The organism is Methylocystis sp. H62 (assembly GCF_015709515.1).
GTDB lineage: Bacteria > Pseudomonadota > Alphaproteobacteria > Rhizobiales > Beijerinckiaceae > Methylocystis.
Genome location: NZ_JADNQZ010000053.1, coordinates 200,008 through 216,123 on the forward strand (window position 1 = coordinate 200,008; position 16,116 = coordinate 216,123).

The following is a 16,116-nucleotide window of genomic DNA, read 5'->3' on the forward strand; positions in this document are numbered from 1 at the left end:
GCGCGTCGAGATGAAAATCGAAGATTGGATCGCTCCCGAAAATATCGGCCTCATCGCGCTCGGCGTCGTGATCGGCGCCATCGCTCTTGTCGGCGTCGAGGCGGCCTGCGACGCCGACGTGGCGGCGAGAGCGCAATCGTCGTCGAATTTGCTTACGGGCCAGCCAGTCGGAGCGCCTCGGATCGACGAAGAGCTGCTACGCTGCGCGACGCTCCCGATCGAACAGGCCGATGATCCCAAATGCCGCGCGCTTTGGGCCGAGCAGCGGCGAAAATTCTTCGGGCCGCCAGCCGAGCCCGCCGAAGAAGCCGCAAAGCCGCTCGACATGTTCCCCTCGGCGCCGCGCGCGCTCGAAAAGCCCGCGCCGACGATTGCGCCCAAAGCTTCGCCCGCGCCAAAGCCTTCGCGAATGCCCAAGAGCGAGTGACGTCATGGGCGGGACCGGCGTCATCGATCGCTTTCTCGAGGTCTTCACCTCCTATATCGATTCCGGCTTCGGTCTCCTCGGCGGCGAGGTCGGCTTTCTGGCGTCGACGCTGGTCGTCATCGACATCGTTCTCGCCGCGCTGTTCTGGAGCCTCGCGCCGGACGAAGAAATCATCGCCCGTCTCGTCAAGAAAACGCTGTTCGTCGGCGTCTTCGCCTATCTCATCGGCAACTGGAACCATCTCGCCCGCATCGTCTTCGAGAGCTTTTCCGGCCTTGGCCTCAAAGCCGCCGGAAGCAATCTGGCTGCAGCCGATTTTCTGCGTCCCGGTCGCGTCGCGCAGGTCGGCATCGACGCCGGCCGGCCGATCCTTGAGGCAATCTCCGGCCTCATGCGCTATGTCTCGTTTTTTGAGAACTTCATCCAGATCGCCGTCCTGCTCTTCGCCTGGCTGATCGTTCTCCTCAGCTTCTTCATCCTCGCCATCCAGCTCTTCGTCACGCTAATCGAGTTCAAGCTGACGACGCTCGCCGGTTTCGTCCTCATCCCCTTCGGTCTCTTCGGCAAGACCGCTTTTCTTACCGAACGCGTGCTCGGCAATGTCGTCTCCTCCGGCGTCAAAGTGCTGGTTCTCGCCGTCATCATCGGCATCGGCTCGACGCTGTTTGCACAATTCACGCAAGGAGCCGGCGGCGCGCAGCCCACGATCGACGACGCCATGACATTGGTGCTCGCGGCGCTGACGCTTCTCGGCCTTGGCGTGTTTGGTTCCGGCATCGCCAATGGCATTGTCTCCGGCGGCCCACAGCTTGGCGCCGGCGCTGCCGTTGGAACCGGTCTCATTGTCGCTGGCGGCGCGGCCGCTGGCTATGGCGCGGCGCGATACGCCGGCGCCGCCATCGCTTCGCTTGGCGGTAACCGCGACACCGCTGCCGCGACGATGATCCCGCCGGGGAGCGGACCGGGATCGCCGAGCGCGCCGCCGTCAATGGGCGCCCCGCCTCCTTCCGGGCCAGCTGGCGGGCCGGGAGGAGGAATAGGCGCGGCGCGCGGGCAGTCCGCCGCTTCAACAAGCGGCGCAGCGTCAGCCGCAAGCGGCGGCGCCGATCCTTCGGTGACGCCAAACGCCTCAGCGGCTCCTGGCGGCGGCGAACCCGCTTGGGCAAAACGCTTGAAGCGCGCCCAGACCGTCAGTCACGGCCTCTCTCTCTCGCCGCTCATTCCATTCGCGCCGGCGACGCCCATGGCGCCGGCGCTTCCATCACTCTCTCCGAGGCGCGCTGATGTTCAAACGCTCTTCCGTTCGCTACGGGCGCACGCCCGAACCCGAAACGCCTTACCAGAGAGCGGCGCAGGTCTGGGACGAGCGCATCGGCTCGGCGCGCGTCCAGGCGAAGAACTGGCGACTTATCGCCTTTGGCAATCTCTTTCTTGCCGGCGGCCTCGCCGCCGCGCTCGTCTGGCAGGGCGCGCGTGGATCGATCGTTCCCTGGGTGGTGCAGATCGACAAGATCGGCGAAGCACAGGCGATCGCGCCGGCAATCGCCGACTACAAGCCAACCGACCCGCAGATCGCCTGGCATCTCGCGCGCTTCGTCGAGAATGTGCGCGCGATCCCATCCGACCCCATCATCGTCCGCCAGAACTGGCTGAAGGCGTATGATTTCGTCACCGACAAGGGCGCGCTGGCCTTAAACGATTACGCCCGCGTCAACGATCCCTTCGCCAAGATCGGACAGGTTCAGATCGCGATCGAGGTCGCCAGCGTCATTCGCGCCTCGGATGATTCCTTTCGCGTCGCCTGGACCGAGCGCCGTTATGAGAACGCCAGTCTCGCATCGACCGAGCGCTGGACCGCCATCCTCACCATTATCGTTCAGCCGCCGCGCGACGCCGAGCGCCTGCGCAAAAATCCGCTTGGCGTTTTCATCCACGCCGTCAACTGGTCGAAGGAACTCGGACAATGACGCTGCTTTCGCTTCGTGCTTCGATCGTTCTGCTTCTCGGATCCACGGCGCTTGCCGGTTGCTCGACCTTCAAGCCGCCGGAGATCGCCTATGACGATCTTCCCGCTCCCGCCACTTTGCAGAGCGAGCCGCCGAACCCGGTGAGAATCGTCGAAATCCCCAAACTTCTGCCGCTGCCGGGCCAGCTCAAAATCTTGCCGCGCGGCAAGAGCGAACCTGATGAGCCGAGCGATCCGAAGATACGAGTCGAACAGGCCAACGCCGCCGCGCGGATCCAACCAAGGCGCGCCGGCTATATCAACGCCGTCCAGGTTTATCCGTTTTCCGACGGCGCGCTCTATCAAGTCTATGCTTCCCCGGGTGAGATCACCGACATCGCCCTGCAGGACGGCGAGCAGCTTGTCGGCTCCGGTCCCGTCGCCGCCGGCGACACGGTGCGCTGGATCATCGGCGATACCGAAAGCGGCGCAGGGAGCGCGCGAAAAACCCACATCATGGTCAAGCCGACGCGCGCCGATCTCATGACCAATCTTGTCATCAACACGGATCGGCGCACCTATCATCTCGAACTGCGCTCGACCGAAAAAACCTATATGGCCTCCGTGTCCTGGCAATATCCGCAGGACGAACTCATCGCGCTGCGCCGTCAGAATGTCGCCGCCGAGGCTGCCGCGCCCATCGACGTCGGTCTCGACCTCTCAAGACTCAATTTTCGCTACGCGATCGAGGGCGACGCCGCGCCCTGGCGCCCGCTGCGCGCCTTCGACGATGGCCGTAAGGTCTATGTGGAATTTCCGCGCGGGATCTCGCAGGGCGAGATGCCGCCGCTCTTTATCATCGGCGCCGCGGGCGACAGTCAGCTCGTCAATTACCGCGTGCGCGGCAATCACATGATCATCGATCGGCTGTTCGCCGCCGCGGAACTGCGCTTTGGCGCCGACTCGCAGCAAGTCGTGCGCATCGTGCGCAGCGACGGGAGGCCGGCGATATGAGCGCGCCGGAGAACGAGAAGAGGCTCACTGAGGAATTGCGGCTTCGACCCGAGCGTCCGCCGGTGACGCGGCTCTCGCGGCGCGTGCTCATCGCGCTTTCCGGCGTCTCCGCCGCCGCCATTCTGGGGCTGACCGTCTTCGCCTTGCAGCAGCGTGGGCGCTCCGGCGCCGCGCCGGAGCTCTACAATACGGAAGCGAAGACGACCGCCGACGGCCTCACGGCGCTGCCGCGGGACTATACGGGCCTTCCCAAAAATGTGCCGAAACTCGGCCCGCCCCTACCTGGCGATCTCGGCCGTCCGATCCTCGCCGCGCAAGGACAAGCGCCGCAAACAAGTGTCGATCCAGAACAACAACGCATCGGTCAGGAGCGCGAAGCGGCGCGCACCGCGAAGCTCTTCGCATCGACGAATGTACATGAGCGTCTAACGAACGCCCCTATTGCGCCTACGTCGCCACTGTCGGCAAACGCCTCTACATCGCCGGGCGTCGAATTCGGAGAACCGCCGCCGATCGATCCTGGCGCCATTCAAAATATGCAGGATCGCAAACTCGCTTTCGTCAACGCGCCCGCCGATCGCCGCACTGTGAGTTCCGATCGTCTCACGCAGCCCGCTTCTCGTTACGTGTTGCAGGCAGGCGCCGTTATTCCGGCGGCGCTCGTCACTGGCATTCGTTCCGACCTTCCCGGCCAGATCACCGCGCAGGTCACCGAGAACATCTATGACAGCCCAACCGGCCGCTTCCTCCTTATTCCGCAGGGCGCGAAGCTGATCGGCGTCTATGACTCGGGAATAGCCTTCGGCCAGTCCCGCGTGCTGCTCGTGTGGAATCGGCTCATCCTTCCGGACGGCCAATCCATCGTGCTGGAGCGCCTGCCCGGCGCCGACGCTGCCGGTTTTTCAGGGCTCGAAGATGAGGTCGATCATCACTGGCTACGACTGGCGGGAGCTGCCGCGCTCTCCACCATTCTCGGCGTCGGCACGCAGCTTGGGACGACAGGCGAGGAGAATGCGCTCATCCAGGCGCTGCGCCGCGGCGGCGCCCAGAGCCTCAATCAAACCGGCCAACAAATCGTCGGACGCAATCTCAATATTCAGCCGACGCTGACCATCAGGCCGGGTTTTCCCGTGCGCGTCATCGTCACGCGCGATCTTGTGCTCGCGCCATACCGAGAGAGAGCAACCATCGCTGCGCAGCGGGATGATCCATGACCAAACTGAAACTCGCCGGGATCGATGACGACAAACCGGTGAAGCTCACCGTCACACTGTCAGCCGCGCTTCACCGAAATCTGGTCGCCTATGCGGAGATTCTCGCGAACGAAACGGGCAAGTCCGTCGAACCAGCCAAACTCATCGCGCCGATGGTTGAAAAATTTATCGCGAGCGATCGAGGCTTTGCGCAATCCCGCAATTCCACAAAGAAGCCCGCCGCGCCGACGCCGTCAAAATCGCCCTTCAGCCTTTCTTCGCCATCGTCCGCGCAAGGCTGAGAAAGCGACGCAACGCCGGATTGTCGTTGCCCGGCAGCCAAACGGCGCAAAAGCCGAGATGGCTATCGTCGCGCGGGAGCTGTCGAAAAGAGACGCCGGGATAGCAAATCGAAACATTTGAATCGTTCATAAGGCCGAGGCCAAATCCCAGCACAACGAGTTTCATCACGGCCTCTTGTGAAATGTCATGGGTTTCGAGCGACATTCGGTCGCCGAACCCCGCAATGTGATCGGCAGCAACTCTGTCGAGCCCCGCGTCAATCGCCTCGCGGCCCAGAATAAAATGCTCGTCCTTCAGCAAGTCCCAATCGACGATGTCGCAACCGGCGAGCGGATGTTGGTCAGGCAAGGCGACGCAGACGCCGGCATTCCAATATCTTTCGAGATCGCAGCCAGGCGCTGGCGTTCCATCGACCAGAAAAGCGACGTCGAGACGACGCTCCATAATTCGCGCGATCTGATCCGGAGCCGGACCTTCGTAGAATTCCATGGCGACGGCGGGATGCGCCGCCCGATGATCGTACAGCAGCTCGCTCAGGCAACCGTTGATAATGGAAGGGAGGATTCCGATGCGGATCACGCCTTCCACGCCGCGTCCTGCAGCCTTAGCGTTCGCCACCGCATGGTCGATTTCGGCGAATGCGGCCCGCGTCCGATCGAAGAAACGTTTGCCGGCGACCGTAGGTCTGACGCCGCTTAATTGTCGTTCGAACAGAGATACGCCCAGCTCGTTTTCGAGCGCCTGAACGCGGCGGCTAACGGCGGATTGGCGCACCCCGAGCGCCCGGGCGGCGTGACTGACACTTGCATGGTCGGCGACGAGAAGCGCTTGCGAAATCGAAACGAAATCCACGGCCTTGTTCTCTCGTGTCGATCGTCCCGATGTTTCATTCGGTTGGCGGATGCGCCGTGGGCGATTCGAATGTCGAGCCATGGCGTCGCGTCAATATTTGTAAGTAAGGCTGGCGGCGACGGTCGTTGGCTCTCCGTGGTAGAGGGCGCCGTTTGATGTCCAGTTGGATTGGTTTGTCAGATTTGCTGCATTGAGTTCGAGCTTGAGATTGTCGTTGAAGCTATAGGCGAGCGAGGCGCCGAGCATCTGCTGGGGTGCCAGCGTAAAGCCGTAAGTGTTGGGCAGCGTCGCCTCGAGGCGGCTGGCGTAATAGTAGCTTGCGCCGAGTTCGAGGCCTTTGAGGTCGCCTGTGTCGAACGTGTAGCTGGCGTTGAAACTATAGACGCGCCTTGGTGCGCCCAGAAGATCGCTGCCCTCCTGCGAGGGGATGTTGTCGTCTTTCGAGACCAGCGCGTGCAGGAAGGTGGCGACGGCGTTGATTTTGAGGTTCGGCAGGATCTCGCCGCCGAGATTGACCTCGATGCCATGGCTGTGCTGCTGGCCGGTCACGACCGAATAGAAGCCGCTGGGATTGGCCGGATTGGGAATGGCCACATTGTCGCGGGTGATGTCGAAGAGACCGACTTCGAAGCTCATCTTGCGGTCGAGAAACTCGCGCCGGAAGCCGATCTCATATTGGGTGTCCTGCCGTGGCGGCGGCGCTTCGCCGCTTTGAATCCGCACGCCGGTATTGGGGACGAGCGATTTGCCGTAAGCGGCGAAGAGCTGCGTCTCTTCGTTCGGCCGATAGAGTATGCCGGCGCGCGGCGAAAAATAGCCCTTGATACCTTTGCTGAGACTCGATGTCGGCTCTCCCGCCAGCGCGCCAAGGGGATCGAAGACGCGCTCGCGCTGAGAGAGGAGATCGTAACGCCCGCCGATCAGAATGCGCCAGTTCTCGTTCAGATCAATGAGGTCCTGGCCATAGACCGACCGACTCAAGGCACGCGCCACGCCGTTCGACCAATAGGCGCCGGCGTAATTGACGCCGGGCGAATAGACGGGGAAGAAAATATTGAGCGGCGCCGCGACATAGGGCGCGATGTCGTTGTTGTAGCCGAAAAAATAGTCCCAGTGCTCGAGGCCAAGAAAAACCGTATGGGAGAGAAAGCCGGTCTCGAAGCGACCGTTGAGGCGCAATTGCGCGTCGAAACTACGATCGGCGGCGCGGGTCCGCACGGGATTGCCGAAGACGATGGATTGGAGGCCGTCATAGCCCCAGCCGGTGAACCAGCCCCAGCGGCTGGCGGAAAGAAAATAATCGACAACCGTCGTAAGCTTCCAATCCTTGTTGAAGGCGTGCTCATAGGTGAAGGTGAGATCGTCGAAAAAGGGCGTCTCATGCTCATTGGCGGGAAGGCCAGCATAGAATTCGCACGGAATATGCTGGAAGATCGGATCGGCCGGAATGCCGTCGCGCCAGACGAGCCGTCGGCCGTTATGCTCGGCGCGTAAGCTGGCGCGATCGCCATTGTCGGCGGTGAAGGCGATCATCGGCGCGACGTCGAAACTGCGCGAGCCCACGAAATCGACGAAGCTGCCCAGGCTCTGCGCCGAGCCGGTCAAACGCAATAAGAGGCTTTTTTCGTCGTTGAGCGGCGTATTGACGTCGACGGTGAGGCGCCGCACGGCGAAGCTGCCAAGAGTCGAAACGGTGCGCGCGAAGGTTTCCTCCGTCGGGGCCTTTCTGATGTAGTTCGCCGCGCCGCCATAGCCCCCGAGCGCCTTGCCGAACAGCATAGCGCCCGGTCCTTTGAAGAATTCCACGTGATCGACGGTGGAGAGATCGACGTCCTGGGCGGTGAAGCCATGCGACGCGCCGTCGAAAAGCGTCACCCCCGCCGGAAAGCCGCGCATGACGAAGCTTGGCGAAAAAGCGGAGTTTGTCGCCGGCGCGTTGACATATACGCCGCTCTGGTCGCGCCCCAGCGTCTGCGCGCGCGGCGCCTCTGCTGGGACTTCGACCCTGGGTTCCTCGCGCGCGCCGCTTGCTTTCGCTTCGCGGCTTTTCCTTTTTGCTCGTCCCGCATTTCCTTGCCAAGCGCCTGCCTCCACCGCGTGCTCGATCAGCCGCTTCGCGCCCGAACGCAACTTCTACCGTTACACGATGACGCTGGTGATCATTGCCGTGTGATACATCATCCAGCCGATGCAGGAGTGCGGATCGTGGTTGTAGCTCGTCAAGTTCGCGAAGCTGCTAGCCGGCAGGATTTTGTATCCTTGCGGTGGATTGGCGAGGAATTTTTGTGTGTAGCAGCTCGATACCGCTCCGGGAGAGAGCGTAAGTGCGGCAGGTTCACTGACGATGAAGGGGCTGTCGAAGTCGATAACCTCTCGCACCAGTCCGGAAGGTTTCATCGCGTTGATGAACATCCTCATTGCAGTGATCCCGGAGCTGAAGCTGGCCACGCCCACCGCCGTAAGCTGCGGTGGTGGGAGGCCAACAGGAATGAACGTGGTCTGTATCGCGTAGGTGATGTGGCTGAGGGTTGTAACCGGATCGGCAGTGAACATGTTGTCTGCACCGCGCTGAAGTGCGGCCATGGTGGTGAAAGGGACCAGCATGGGCAGAACCCGGGAGGCTGCCAATTGCCCACCTTCAAGGGCGATGTACCGCTGCAAAGAGCTGGACCAGCCACCAATGAATGCGGAATAGTCAGCATCACTGGCGTGAATGACACCGGCCTGGACGACTGTCGGATGGAAGAATACCTGAATCCTCGTGAAATCGGTCGTCCCGAACGGCACTGCGGCACCGACCCAGAACACAGTGCCGTCCTTGATGACCTTGAACAGCAGTTCGTGAATCGTCGTTGTCAGCGGCATTTCCTCCAGGAGTATGCCTTGCATTACGGGCTTGATCACAAGGTTCGTGACAGCGTGAGGCAGCGTCAAGGATAGCGGGTTTTTTTGCGTCACCGTAATATTCATCGTAGTGGACTCCTCGGAGTATAGAAAATGTAAAGCCTTTTTTGTATCCGTCCAGCAGTCAGCGGGAGTGGGAAAAACCTGAGAGTCATGACGCAAGATTGAGCGCGCCAGTCTTCCGCCGGCCATCGATCACAACCGCTCTTGCTTGAACCACGCGCTGCGCGCCACGCGGCGACCAGTGCATCTCGGCGCTGCGAACCGAATAGCTCATCAACCTGAGCGCGTCGCGGGTCTCGTCAACGCAGCCTCTCCATAGGAGATGACGTAGGCGCGGCACGTCGCAATAGGCCGATGTCAGGAGCCAAGACTTCAATTCTGGCTCGAACTGAAAGATGCCTTCGAAAGCCTGCTCAATGTGACGTACGCGAACCAGTCGAGAATATGCGTGACTTGCTGTCTTGCCGCGCTGACGACAGCGCCTCTGAGCGCGGGATCGCCGTCGCTGAAGACTGTGATGTCTCTACGGGAAATCCTACCCTGGGCGCGTAACGCAGCTCGAATAGTATCGACCTTGCTCGTCGAAATATTTGGCGCGGATGCAAAAAGGCGCGCCACGCGTCCATCGGTATCGACGCGTCCCATGATGATCTCGAAATGTCGAGTCTGAAATCCCGGAACGGCGCGTATGTAGGCGCCATCAATGAAAACGGACATCGGGCCTGGTCCGACGCGGCTCATGCGATGTGGACTCGACAGGTCTTTCGTCTCGATCTGATCTGCAACCCGCGCGAGGCGATTTCGAACGCTTTTGTGATTGTGAGGGCGGGCGGCGGGCACGAAAAGATCAAGAACCCGGCTCGCTTCGCGAAATGAAAGCCGTGCGCCCAATTCCGCTTGTACGCGCTCAAGCTCGGGGGTTGTTCGCCCCGCCATCAACGCCATCAATCGCCTTGCAGGCACCGTATCGTGCGGCGCCAAACAGCTACAGGGTCGAAATCGAGGCGCGCGAACCTGACAGGCCCCAAACAATGTGTGAATGGAACGTTTCCTATAATCATGGATGGCACGCCGCCGCTCGCAGCCTGTGCATTCCCGGTCACGCATGCCGCATTGCTCGACCTGAAATTGCGTTTGTTCGGCTTGCACCCGCTGCAATATGGCCTTGCCTTCTTCCAGGGTTAGGCCGAAATCTTTGAGATGAGGCTGGTCCACGTTGCGTCGGACAACGAAAACTTCGCGCCGTGCCAAGACGCCGTCGGTCCCAACAAACTCGGCAAATATCTTCATCTCGATAATTCCCGTCACAGGCCTGCCTCCTCGCTCAAAAAAAATCGAGCTTACACGACCCGGATGACCCCCAGCTTTCTCTTACCCCCGTCGGCGACGTCGTTTCGTCGCGCTGTTGGCTTCGCGCATGAAAGCGTCGATGGAAAGCAGGCTTGATGATCTCGATCTGCTGGCGATCCAGATCGACGGCATTCACACCGCCGAGGCCACATAAGATTCGTCACGCAACGGCCGCTTTGCGCTAACAGCGAACGGGACATACCCAAGACGTCGGTCCGCGCGTGGCGCGCTATCGACCCCAGGCGTCCAGCTTATAGCTGTTTCTTGCGCCCCAAATGGAACTCTTCCGATGTAACGAAGCCTCTCGATGCTTCACTACTCGGAAGGAGAATATGCTCCAACTCATCGAGCTTAAATCGAATCTTATTTTTGCCCGGCCCCTTAGCGGTTTGCCCCAATCCGGCCAACGTCGGATCGCCGTACAATCCAGTGGCGATATCAAACCCAAGCCAAAACAGTCCGGACGCTCGACTTTTTCGAGCAATTTCAATTTGTGGGTCAGCCTGCGCAATATCCGCGCCTTTCGAAGCAAGAACAGGTTCATTGTTTCGGATCATTGCAAAAGTTGAGGCCTGCCGAAAGCCTATCTGTTGTTCGAAATCGAGCGATTCCAACAAATTTTGCTTTCCGGATCCCCATGATGTCTGTCCGCTTGTAGCTCCTATCCCAATATCAAACCCCATCCGGCGCAATTCATTCCCCTGGAGGCTTCGAAACGCCGCCGCTAGTGGATCGGTCCGGATTATTGCCGCTCCAGCGTTTCCAAAATTCACTTTCTCGTCGGCTGTGACGGACCTTTTCTTGAAATTCAAAGGGGGAAGGGCGGCCGGCACGAAGAGCTGCGGAGGGTCTATCTTCCCTTTTGCTACTTTAATAGCATGCGCCATTAGAGCGTTTAACGTAGAGCGATATTGTTCCACGAGTTTAGCAAGGTCTGTAGAGGGCGGAAGGTTATCAAAAAACAGATCGGCATTAGGGCTAGTAAGTAAATTCAGATCAGCCAGAGCTTGGAGCAGTTTATTTTTTTGCGTAAGGCAGTCGGTCAAAACAATATTCCGGTCTTCTCGCTCTTCTGGAGAGGCCACTGTGATCGGTATCGTATCGTATGTCGCCAGTTCGACTTCGTAGCCGACCGGGTGATCGTGGGCCGATTGTGGAAACATGCTGAGCCGTTCGAGTATTTTCGTAGCGTCAGGACCGGTGAAGGACACCTGCCCACCGACGCCCCCGGCCTGGCTCATGAAGACGGTAATTTCCGAGCGGCCGCTCGTTTCTGCCATTGCGGTATCGAACGAAGCCTTAAGGGATCCGCTTGCGACTAATCCGTTACATTCAGCGTGGAGGCTCGCTGCCATCTTGCTTTGATGTGCTTCACTGACCGAAGTAATTTGGGCGACAACGCAAAACTCTCCACCGGTTTTCAATGATCGAACGAACATGTCCCCGAACGCTGTTTTGAAATCTTTGGTGTTGCCGGCAGCCACCAACTCCTGCGCAGTCGGGGTCAATTGAAATCCATTCCCATGTTGCGTGGCATTGTGTACCTCACACCGGCCAACTATGAATGACGAAAAGGAATTTACGGCATGGCTTTGAGCGAAATCGAACTTCGCTCCGCCCGAGAACAAACCATATCTCGCATCCGCAGAAACAGAAATACCTAACGATTCCATGAGACTATCTTGCGTAGAAACACTTTTAAACGAAGTGCGAACGATTTGCCCATTAGCGTTTGGATCGTCAGAGATCTTCTCAACGGACAGTCCAGATCCAACGCTTTCTCGCGAGTCGAAGTTGAACCCTTGACCAATTTGTTGATCATTAAATGGGACTAATATGGTCTGACTCATAAGCTTATCCCCTTTCGGTTGCTGTTTGACTAATGACAGTTAAGATAGCTGACCTAATGCCCAACGGTTCGCGCGTTGGAATGACCGCCCTGATCAAAGCAAGGCCGAGTCAAGGAGACAACGATGTTGAATCTATTTTTACCAGAACCAAGGGCGGCAGGTGCTTGGGCTAAAGGCTTTAGCAAAAGGATTTGTAAGCGAGAGTTCGCCAGTAGTAGCGAAATTGTAGCCCCCGATGATGTTGGCGTTTTGCGAGAGCGCCACCCGGGTCGCGACTTGCCCGCTGATTGGTTCAATGGCAGTTTGAGCCCGCCCGCGTAGTCAGACATCCCTCATATGATGTAGGCGGCAGACTAATCTTCGATGCGAACTCAGGGTCTGAAATCATTGCTGAAATGAGATCTCAGCCGTCGTGGGAGCGAACGCTTGTCCGAGATGTCCGATATTTCGAACATCATTACGCTGATCTACGACAGCGCGATCGACGACGAGGTATGGCCGGATGCGCTGAAAGCATTAGCGAATTTTCTTCAGGTGAAGGATCTCGCTGTTGGGACATTCGACGCCGCCAAGAACTTCCACGAAACGCTGAATCTGCCGATTGATCCCGTTTTCACGCGCTCGTACTTTGAATATTGGGCGGCGAGAAATTTCCTGTGGCGGGCGAGCGCGTCATTACCGGTCGGCCAGCTCTTCTCCTTCGATGTCGCCGGCCCGCGCGATAAGTTTTATAGATCGGCGCTGTACAACGAATGGTTTGGCCCCCAAGGAATGGACATCGCGCTCGGCGCGAATCTGATCATGGACGGCACGCGAAGCACGGTGCTGACGATCTATCGGCCCGCCTCGCGGCCGGAATTTGACGGTCACGAGATTGCCCGCTTTCGCGCGCTGCTGCCGCACCTCCAGCGCGCAGTGCAGTTGCGGGATCAAATGCCTCGCGGGACGCGCGGGCCGTTTGACATTCAGGCGCTCATGGATGTCCTCGACAAGCCGACGATTCTCGTCGACCGCAGCGCCAACATCCTCTATGCCAATAGTTTAGCCGATACATTATTTCGCGACGGCGAGCTTATCGCCTCGCCCAACGGCCCGCTCGCCATCCGCCGGCCCGAACAGACGGCGGCGCTTCGTGTCCTCGTACACTCAGCTGCGTTGCGAGAAACCGTCGACGCGGGCGGAATGCTCATCGCTTCGCGCGACGGCAAGGCACCCTTAACTCTCCTCGTCGCGCCGCTCGCTGGCGCACGTTTCAAGGGGAAAGACCAACTCGCGGTCATCTTCGTCAACGATCCAGTCCGGCGGACTATTCGTCCACCCGATCTCAGTCTCTTGGGCGCGCAGTTTGAGCTGACAAGGGCGGAAGCGGGTCTGGCAGCGGCGTTGCTGAGCGGGCTGCCACTTAAGTCGGCGGCAGCGCGATCGGGCGCGAGCTTCGCCACGGCGCGCACGCATCTGGTGCATATCTTCCAGAAGACCGGCGTGCATAGCCAACCCGCGCTGATCAATCTACTGCGCAAGGCAGGCTACGACGGCTGACGGCCTCTCAGCAGACCCCTTAACAGTAGCCATCCGGTGTCGGGAGCCATTTTGGCCCGACAATGCGCTGTCAAAAAAAAATCAATGAATTAACCGAAGCCACCATGCCTCGCAATATCCCCTTGATTGGGTCTGCCTCAGTGTTCGTGCTTTTCACCGGTTGGTAACCTCGTGGCCCTGCGTCATAGCCGCAGAACACCATATTTTCTGCCGTCTTTCGACGCTCTTCGAGGCCTTGATTCACTGTGTCGCAGCTCATCCTGGCAACGCAGGCGCCGACGTGTCTTTCGCCGCGCGCACGCGCCGCCAATCGAGTTCTTCGAGCAGCGCCGACAATTGCGCCGCCGACAAACGCATCACGCCATCTTCGATCTTCGGCCAGCGGAACTCGCCGTCCTCCAGCCGCTTTCGATAGCCAAAGCGTCAAGACCACGGAGGCCGGCGGCCTGCGCGGCTTCGACGCCGGCAAGAAGATCAAGGGCCGCAAGCGCCACATCGTGACGGACACGCAAGGCCATATGCTCACCGGGATCGTACATGAAGCGAGCATTCAGGACAGGGACGGCGCGCCGCGCGTCATCAGCTTCGCCTGCGAAAGTTTCCCGACCGTCACGCATGTCTTCGCCGACAGCGGCTACGCCGGCGAGAAACTCGTAGCCGCTCTGGCGAAGATGAACGGCCCCGTCGTCAAAATCGTCAAATGCCCGGACGGCGCAAAGGGCTTCGTCCTCGTCGCACGGCGTTGGGTCGTCGAACGAACACTCGCCTGGCTCAATCGCTGCAGACGGCTCGCCAAGGATCGGGAAGCCTCTATCGCCTCATCCGAAACATGGTTGCTCATCGCCTCCATCAGGCAGCTCTCCCGACGCATCGCTAGAACACCACAATCAAGATGTTAATTTTGAGTCCGACTCTCAATGCGCTCCAACATCACGGTCCATTTCATCGAGAACTCCCTCAGGCAATTTCCTATCGACCCCCAACTTCTTTCCGGTCTCCTCTTGAGTTCAAAACTTTGGGGAACAAAATTGGCGATCCTTGCCAAGGCCTCTCTTCCGTGGTGAGATTGTGTAGGTGAGATTGTGTATTAGCCACTTTTCTTGTAGGTGACATGCTAAGCGCAAGTGTTGGACAAGACGGATCAAACCTTCCGGATGACGTCAAAGCAGTACAGCGCCTTCTCGGCGATCTCCAGATCGCAGCAGGAACCGCTCCTGCCGATGTCGACGGGGTCGTTAGTGCCGACACCGTAAATGCGATCCTCGATTTTCAGCAACAAAACCCTGACCTACCGGCCGACGGCACGATGGACCCCGAAGGATCGACGTTCATCCGTCTTGATGAAGTCTGCGCCGATCTCTACGCTGCCATTGCACAGGAACAGGGTTCACCAGTTTTGACGGAGCCGACGCCTCTCGGGGCGCCGGATTCCTTAGTTTCCCAGCTCGAGGACATTCGGAGCGACTTTTCCTCTATTTCACCGAACGAGCCAGTTGGTGGCGCCGACCAGTTCCCGACTCCAATTCCGAGCTTCAATGCCCAGCTCGGTGCTGTCAACGCCGGCGGCCCACTCCTAGGGGCGGTGCAAGTGATACCCGTAGTCATCATCTTCCTGATGATTCTGGCGCTGCTCATCATCATCACGTCCAGCCCTCTATGGCAGCGGGCCGCCAAGCAGATGGTGCAAGGCCTCAAGGACCGCTCACGACTGCTGTCGCAAAAGATTCGAGATGCCGTTCAGGACATTATTGACACAATCGAAGACCTTTTGGGTGGCACGCAGTGCGCGGAGTTGTGTGCGGACGAGATAAACAGCTTGAAGGATTTGCAGCAACAAATCAATGACTTGCTGGACAGCATGCCCGCCAACGATAACGACCCCGATGCGATTAAACAGCAGCAATTCCAGCTAGCGCGTCTCTACGAACAAGTACTGGCGGCGCAACAGGCTGTCGTCGATTGCCTAGTACGAAATGGATGCTGATCCTCGAAGCGAGCTTCACCGAAGTTGAGAATCGAGTCTGTCCGCGAATGCTTGTGCGTAGGCAACATTTCGCACGAAGAGGGATTCGATTTGAACGGCGGCGGGACCGTTAAATTAACTGGGGTGCTACGCTGCTCTGAGGAGTGGCGGCGTCGGCTGAAACAGCCAGTTCAAACGCGATTTGAAGACTGGCGGTTCGTAGGACAACTGCTCATGCAAGTTTCCGTTCATGACCGCGGCGCGCACCTGCAGCATCAGATGAGCGCCGCGCTTTGACCATCGCATCTGTTGTTTTTTGACCATGCGGCGTGCGGTCAGCGAATTCACTGCGGATTCGGCCAGCGCAGTGGCGATCCGTCGTCCCGACCGATATCGAGCTCCGTAATCGACGATCGCAGACTTGTTTTGACGGATGTAAGTCAGAAGCGGTTGCGCCAATTGCCATATGCGGGCGGCGCCCAGGTCGCCTTGCTCGCGTAACATCGACATGTCTGCGATGATTTCCCCGAGGTGTTCTATCGCTCGATCGACCTGTCCATGCCACAGCTTCCACTTCAAGGCGCGGATCTCCTCATCGAGAACGACGGTTTCATTTGTCCATTCGTCGCGCCAGCGAACGATATGATCGGCGACTTGCTATAGGGGCTGGATTTTCATAGCGATGTGGAACCAATCAACGATATTCCTGGTCGGACGCGGCAAATTGCGAGGTAGCCGCTTCATAATCTCCGCGCCATCAGACAACACGGTAA

12 protein-coding genes and 4 pseudogenes are annotated in these 16,116 nt (G+C 59.1%); 9 read left to right on the forward strand and 7 right to left on the reverse strand.

All coding sequences use genetic code 11. The features are described 5' to 3' along the window. The first annotated feature begins 10 nt into the window (after nt 1-10). The 6 genes and pseudogenes from trbK-alt to IYY11_RS11845 all read left to right on the forward strand — a co-directional run bounded on the left by trbK-alt (nt 11) and on the right by IYY11_RS11845 (nt 4,881). Nucleotides 11-427, forward strand: coding sequence for a putative entry exclusion protein TrbK-alt (trbK-alt, locus tag IYY11_RS11820; RefSeq protein WP_196404031.1), 417 nt, complete (start codon nt 11-13; stop codon nt 425-427). 4 nt (nt 428-431) lie between these two features. Further along, nucleotides 432-1,711, forward strand: a pseudogene (gene trbL / locus IYY11_RS11825) (P-type conjugative transfer protein TrbL). Then, on the forward strand, nt 1,711-2,394 hold the full coding sequence (gene trbF / locus IYY11_RS22420; RefSeq protein WP_210331318.1) for a conjugal transfer protein TrbF: 684 nt from the start codon (nt 1,711-1,713) through the stop codon (nt 2,392-2,394). Before trbL ends, trbF begins: the two are co-directional and overlap by 1 nt. Next, entirely contained in the window at nt 2,391-3,386 is a 996-nt protein-coding gene (gene trbG / locus IYY11_RS11835) for a P-type conjugative transfer protein TrbG (RefSeq protein ID WP_196404034.1), read from the forward strand. Before trbF ends, trbG begins: the two co-directional genes overlap by 4 nt. After that, complete coding sequence (locus IYY11_RS11840; RefSeq protein WP_196404035.1) at nt 3,383-4,600, forward strand: TrbI/VirB10 family protein; 1,218 nt, start codon at nt 3,383-3,385, stop codon at nt 4,598-4,600. Before trbG ends, IYY11_RS11840 begins: the two co-directional genes overlap by 4 nt. After that, nucleotides 4,597-4,881 (forward strand): DUF2274 domain-containing protein, encoded by a 285-nt coding sequence (locus IYY11_RS11845; protein WP_196404036.1) that lies wholly within the window; start codon nt 4,597-4,599, stop codon nt 4,879-4,881. Before IYY11_RS11840 ends, IYY11_RS11845 begins: the two co-directional genes overlap by 4 nt. Here the strand turns inward: IYY11_RS11845 and IYY11_RS11850 are convergent. From IYY11_RS11850 to IYY11_RS11870, 5 genes and pseudogenes are all read right to left on the reverse strand, one after another. Further along, nucleotides 4,847-5,734 carry a LysR family transcriptional regulator gene (locus tag IYY11_RS11850; protein ID WP_312029725.1) on the reverse strand — a complete coding sequence of 296 codons (888 nt, stop codon included), beginning with the start codon at nt 5,732-5,734 and terminating at the stop codon, nt 4,847-4,849. The genes IYY11_RS11845 and IYY11_RS11850 overlap by 35 nt on opposite strands. A 90-nt stretch (nt 5,735-5,824) precedes the next feature. Then, nucleotides 5,825-7,828, reverse strand: a complete 2,004-nt coding sequence (locus IYY11_RS11855; RefSeq protein WP_196404038.1) for a TonB-dependent siderophore receptor — start codon at nt 7,826-7,828, stop codon at nt 5,825-5,827. Between the two features lie 45 nt (nt 7,829-7,873). Then, the gene (locus tag IYY11_RS11860; RefSeq protein WP_196404039.1) at nt 7,874-8,704 is read right to left on the reverse strand and encodes a hypothetical protein; all 831 of its coding nucleotides are present in this window, start codon (nt 8,702-8,704) and stop codon (nt 7,874-7,876) included. Between the two features lie 85 nt (nt 8,705-8,789). Then, a pseudogene (locus IYY11_RS11865) lies at nt 8,790-9,949 on the reverse strand (ISKra4 family transposase). 293 nt (nt 9,950-10,242) lie between these two features. Further along, complete coding sequence (locus IYY11_RS11870) at nt 10,243-11,841, reverse strand: hypothetical protein (protein ID WP_196404040.1); 1,599 nt, start codon at nt 11,839-11,841, stop codon at nt 10,243-10,245. A 426-nt stretch (nt 11,842-12,267) separates the two neighbouring features. Here IYY11_RS11870 and IYY11_RS11875 point away from each other — a divergent pair, with 426 nt between their 5' ends. Continuing rightward, a complete protein-coding gene (locus IYY11_RS11875; protein ID WP_196404041.1) occupies nt 12,268-13,380 on the forward strand; it encodes a hypothetical protein in 1,113 nt (370 codons plus the stop codon). A 255-nt stretch (nt 13,381-13,635) separates the two neighbouring features. Here IYY11_RS11875 and IYY11_RS11880 read toward each other — a convergent pair whose 3' ends face one another. Beyond that, a complete protein-coding gene (locus IYY11_RS11880; RefSeq protein WP_246719896.1) occupies nt 13,636-13,737 on the reverse strand; it encodes a hypothetical protein in 102 nt (33 codons plus the stop codon). A gap of 26 nt (nt 13,738-13,763) precedes the next feature. On the opposite strand from IYY11_RS11880, the pseudogene IYY11_RS11885 reads away from it, so the two are divergent. Then, nucleotides 13,764-14,279: pseudogene (locus IYY11_RS11885) on the forward strand (transposase); the annotation flags it as partial. A gap of 212 nt (nt 14,280-14,491) precedes the next feature. Next, entirely contained in the window at nt 14,492-15,364 is an 873-nt protein-coding gene (locus IYY11_RS11890; protein ID WP_196404042.1) for a peptidoglycan-binding protein, read from the forward strand. Between the two features lie 126 nt (nt 15,365-15,490). Here the strand turns inward: IYY11_RS11890 and IYY11_RS11895 are convergent. Further along, a pseudogene (locus IYY11_RS11895) lies at nt 15,491-16,116 on the reverse strand (ISKra4 family transposase); the annotation flags it as partial.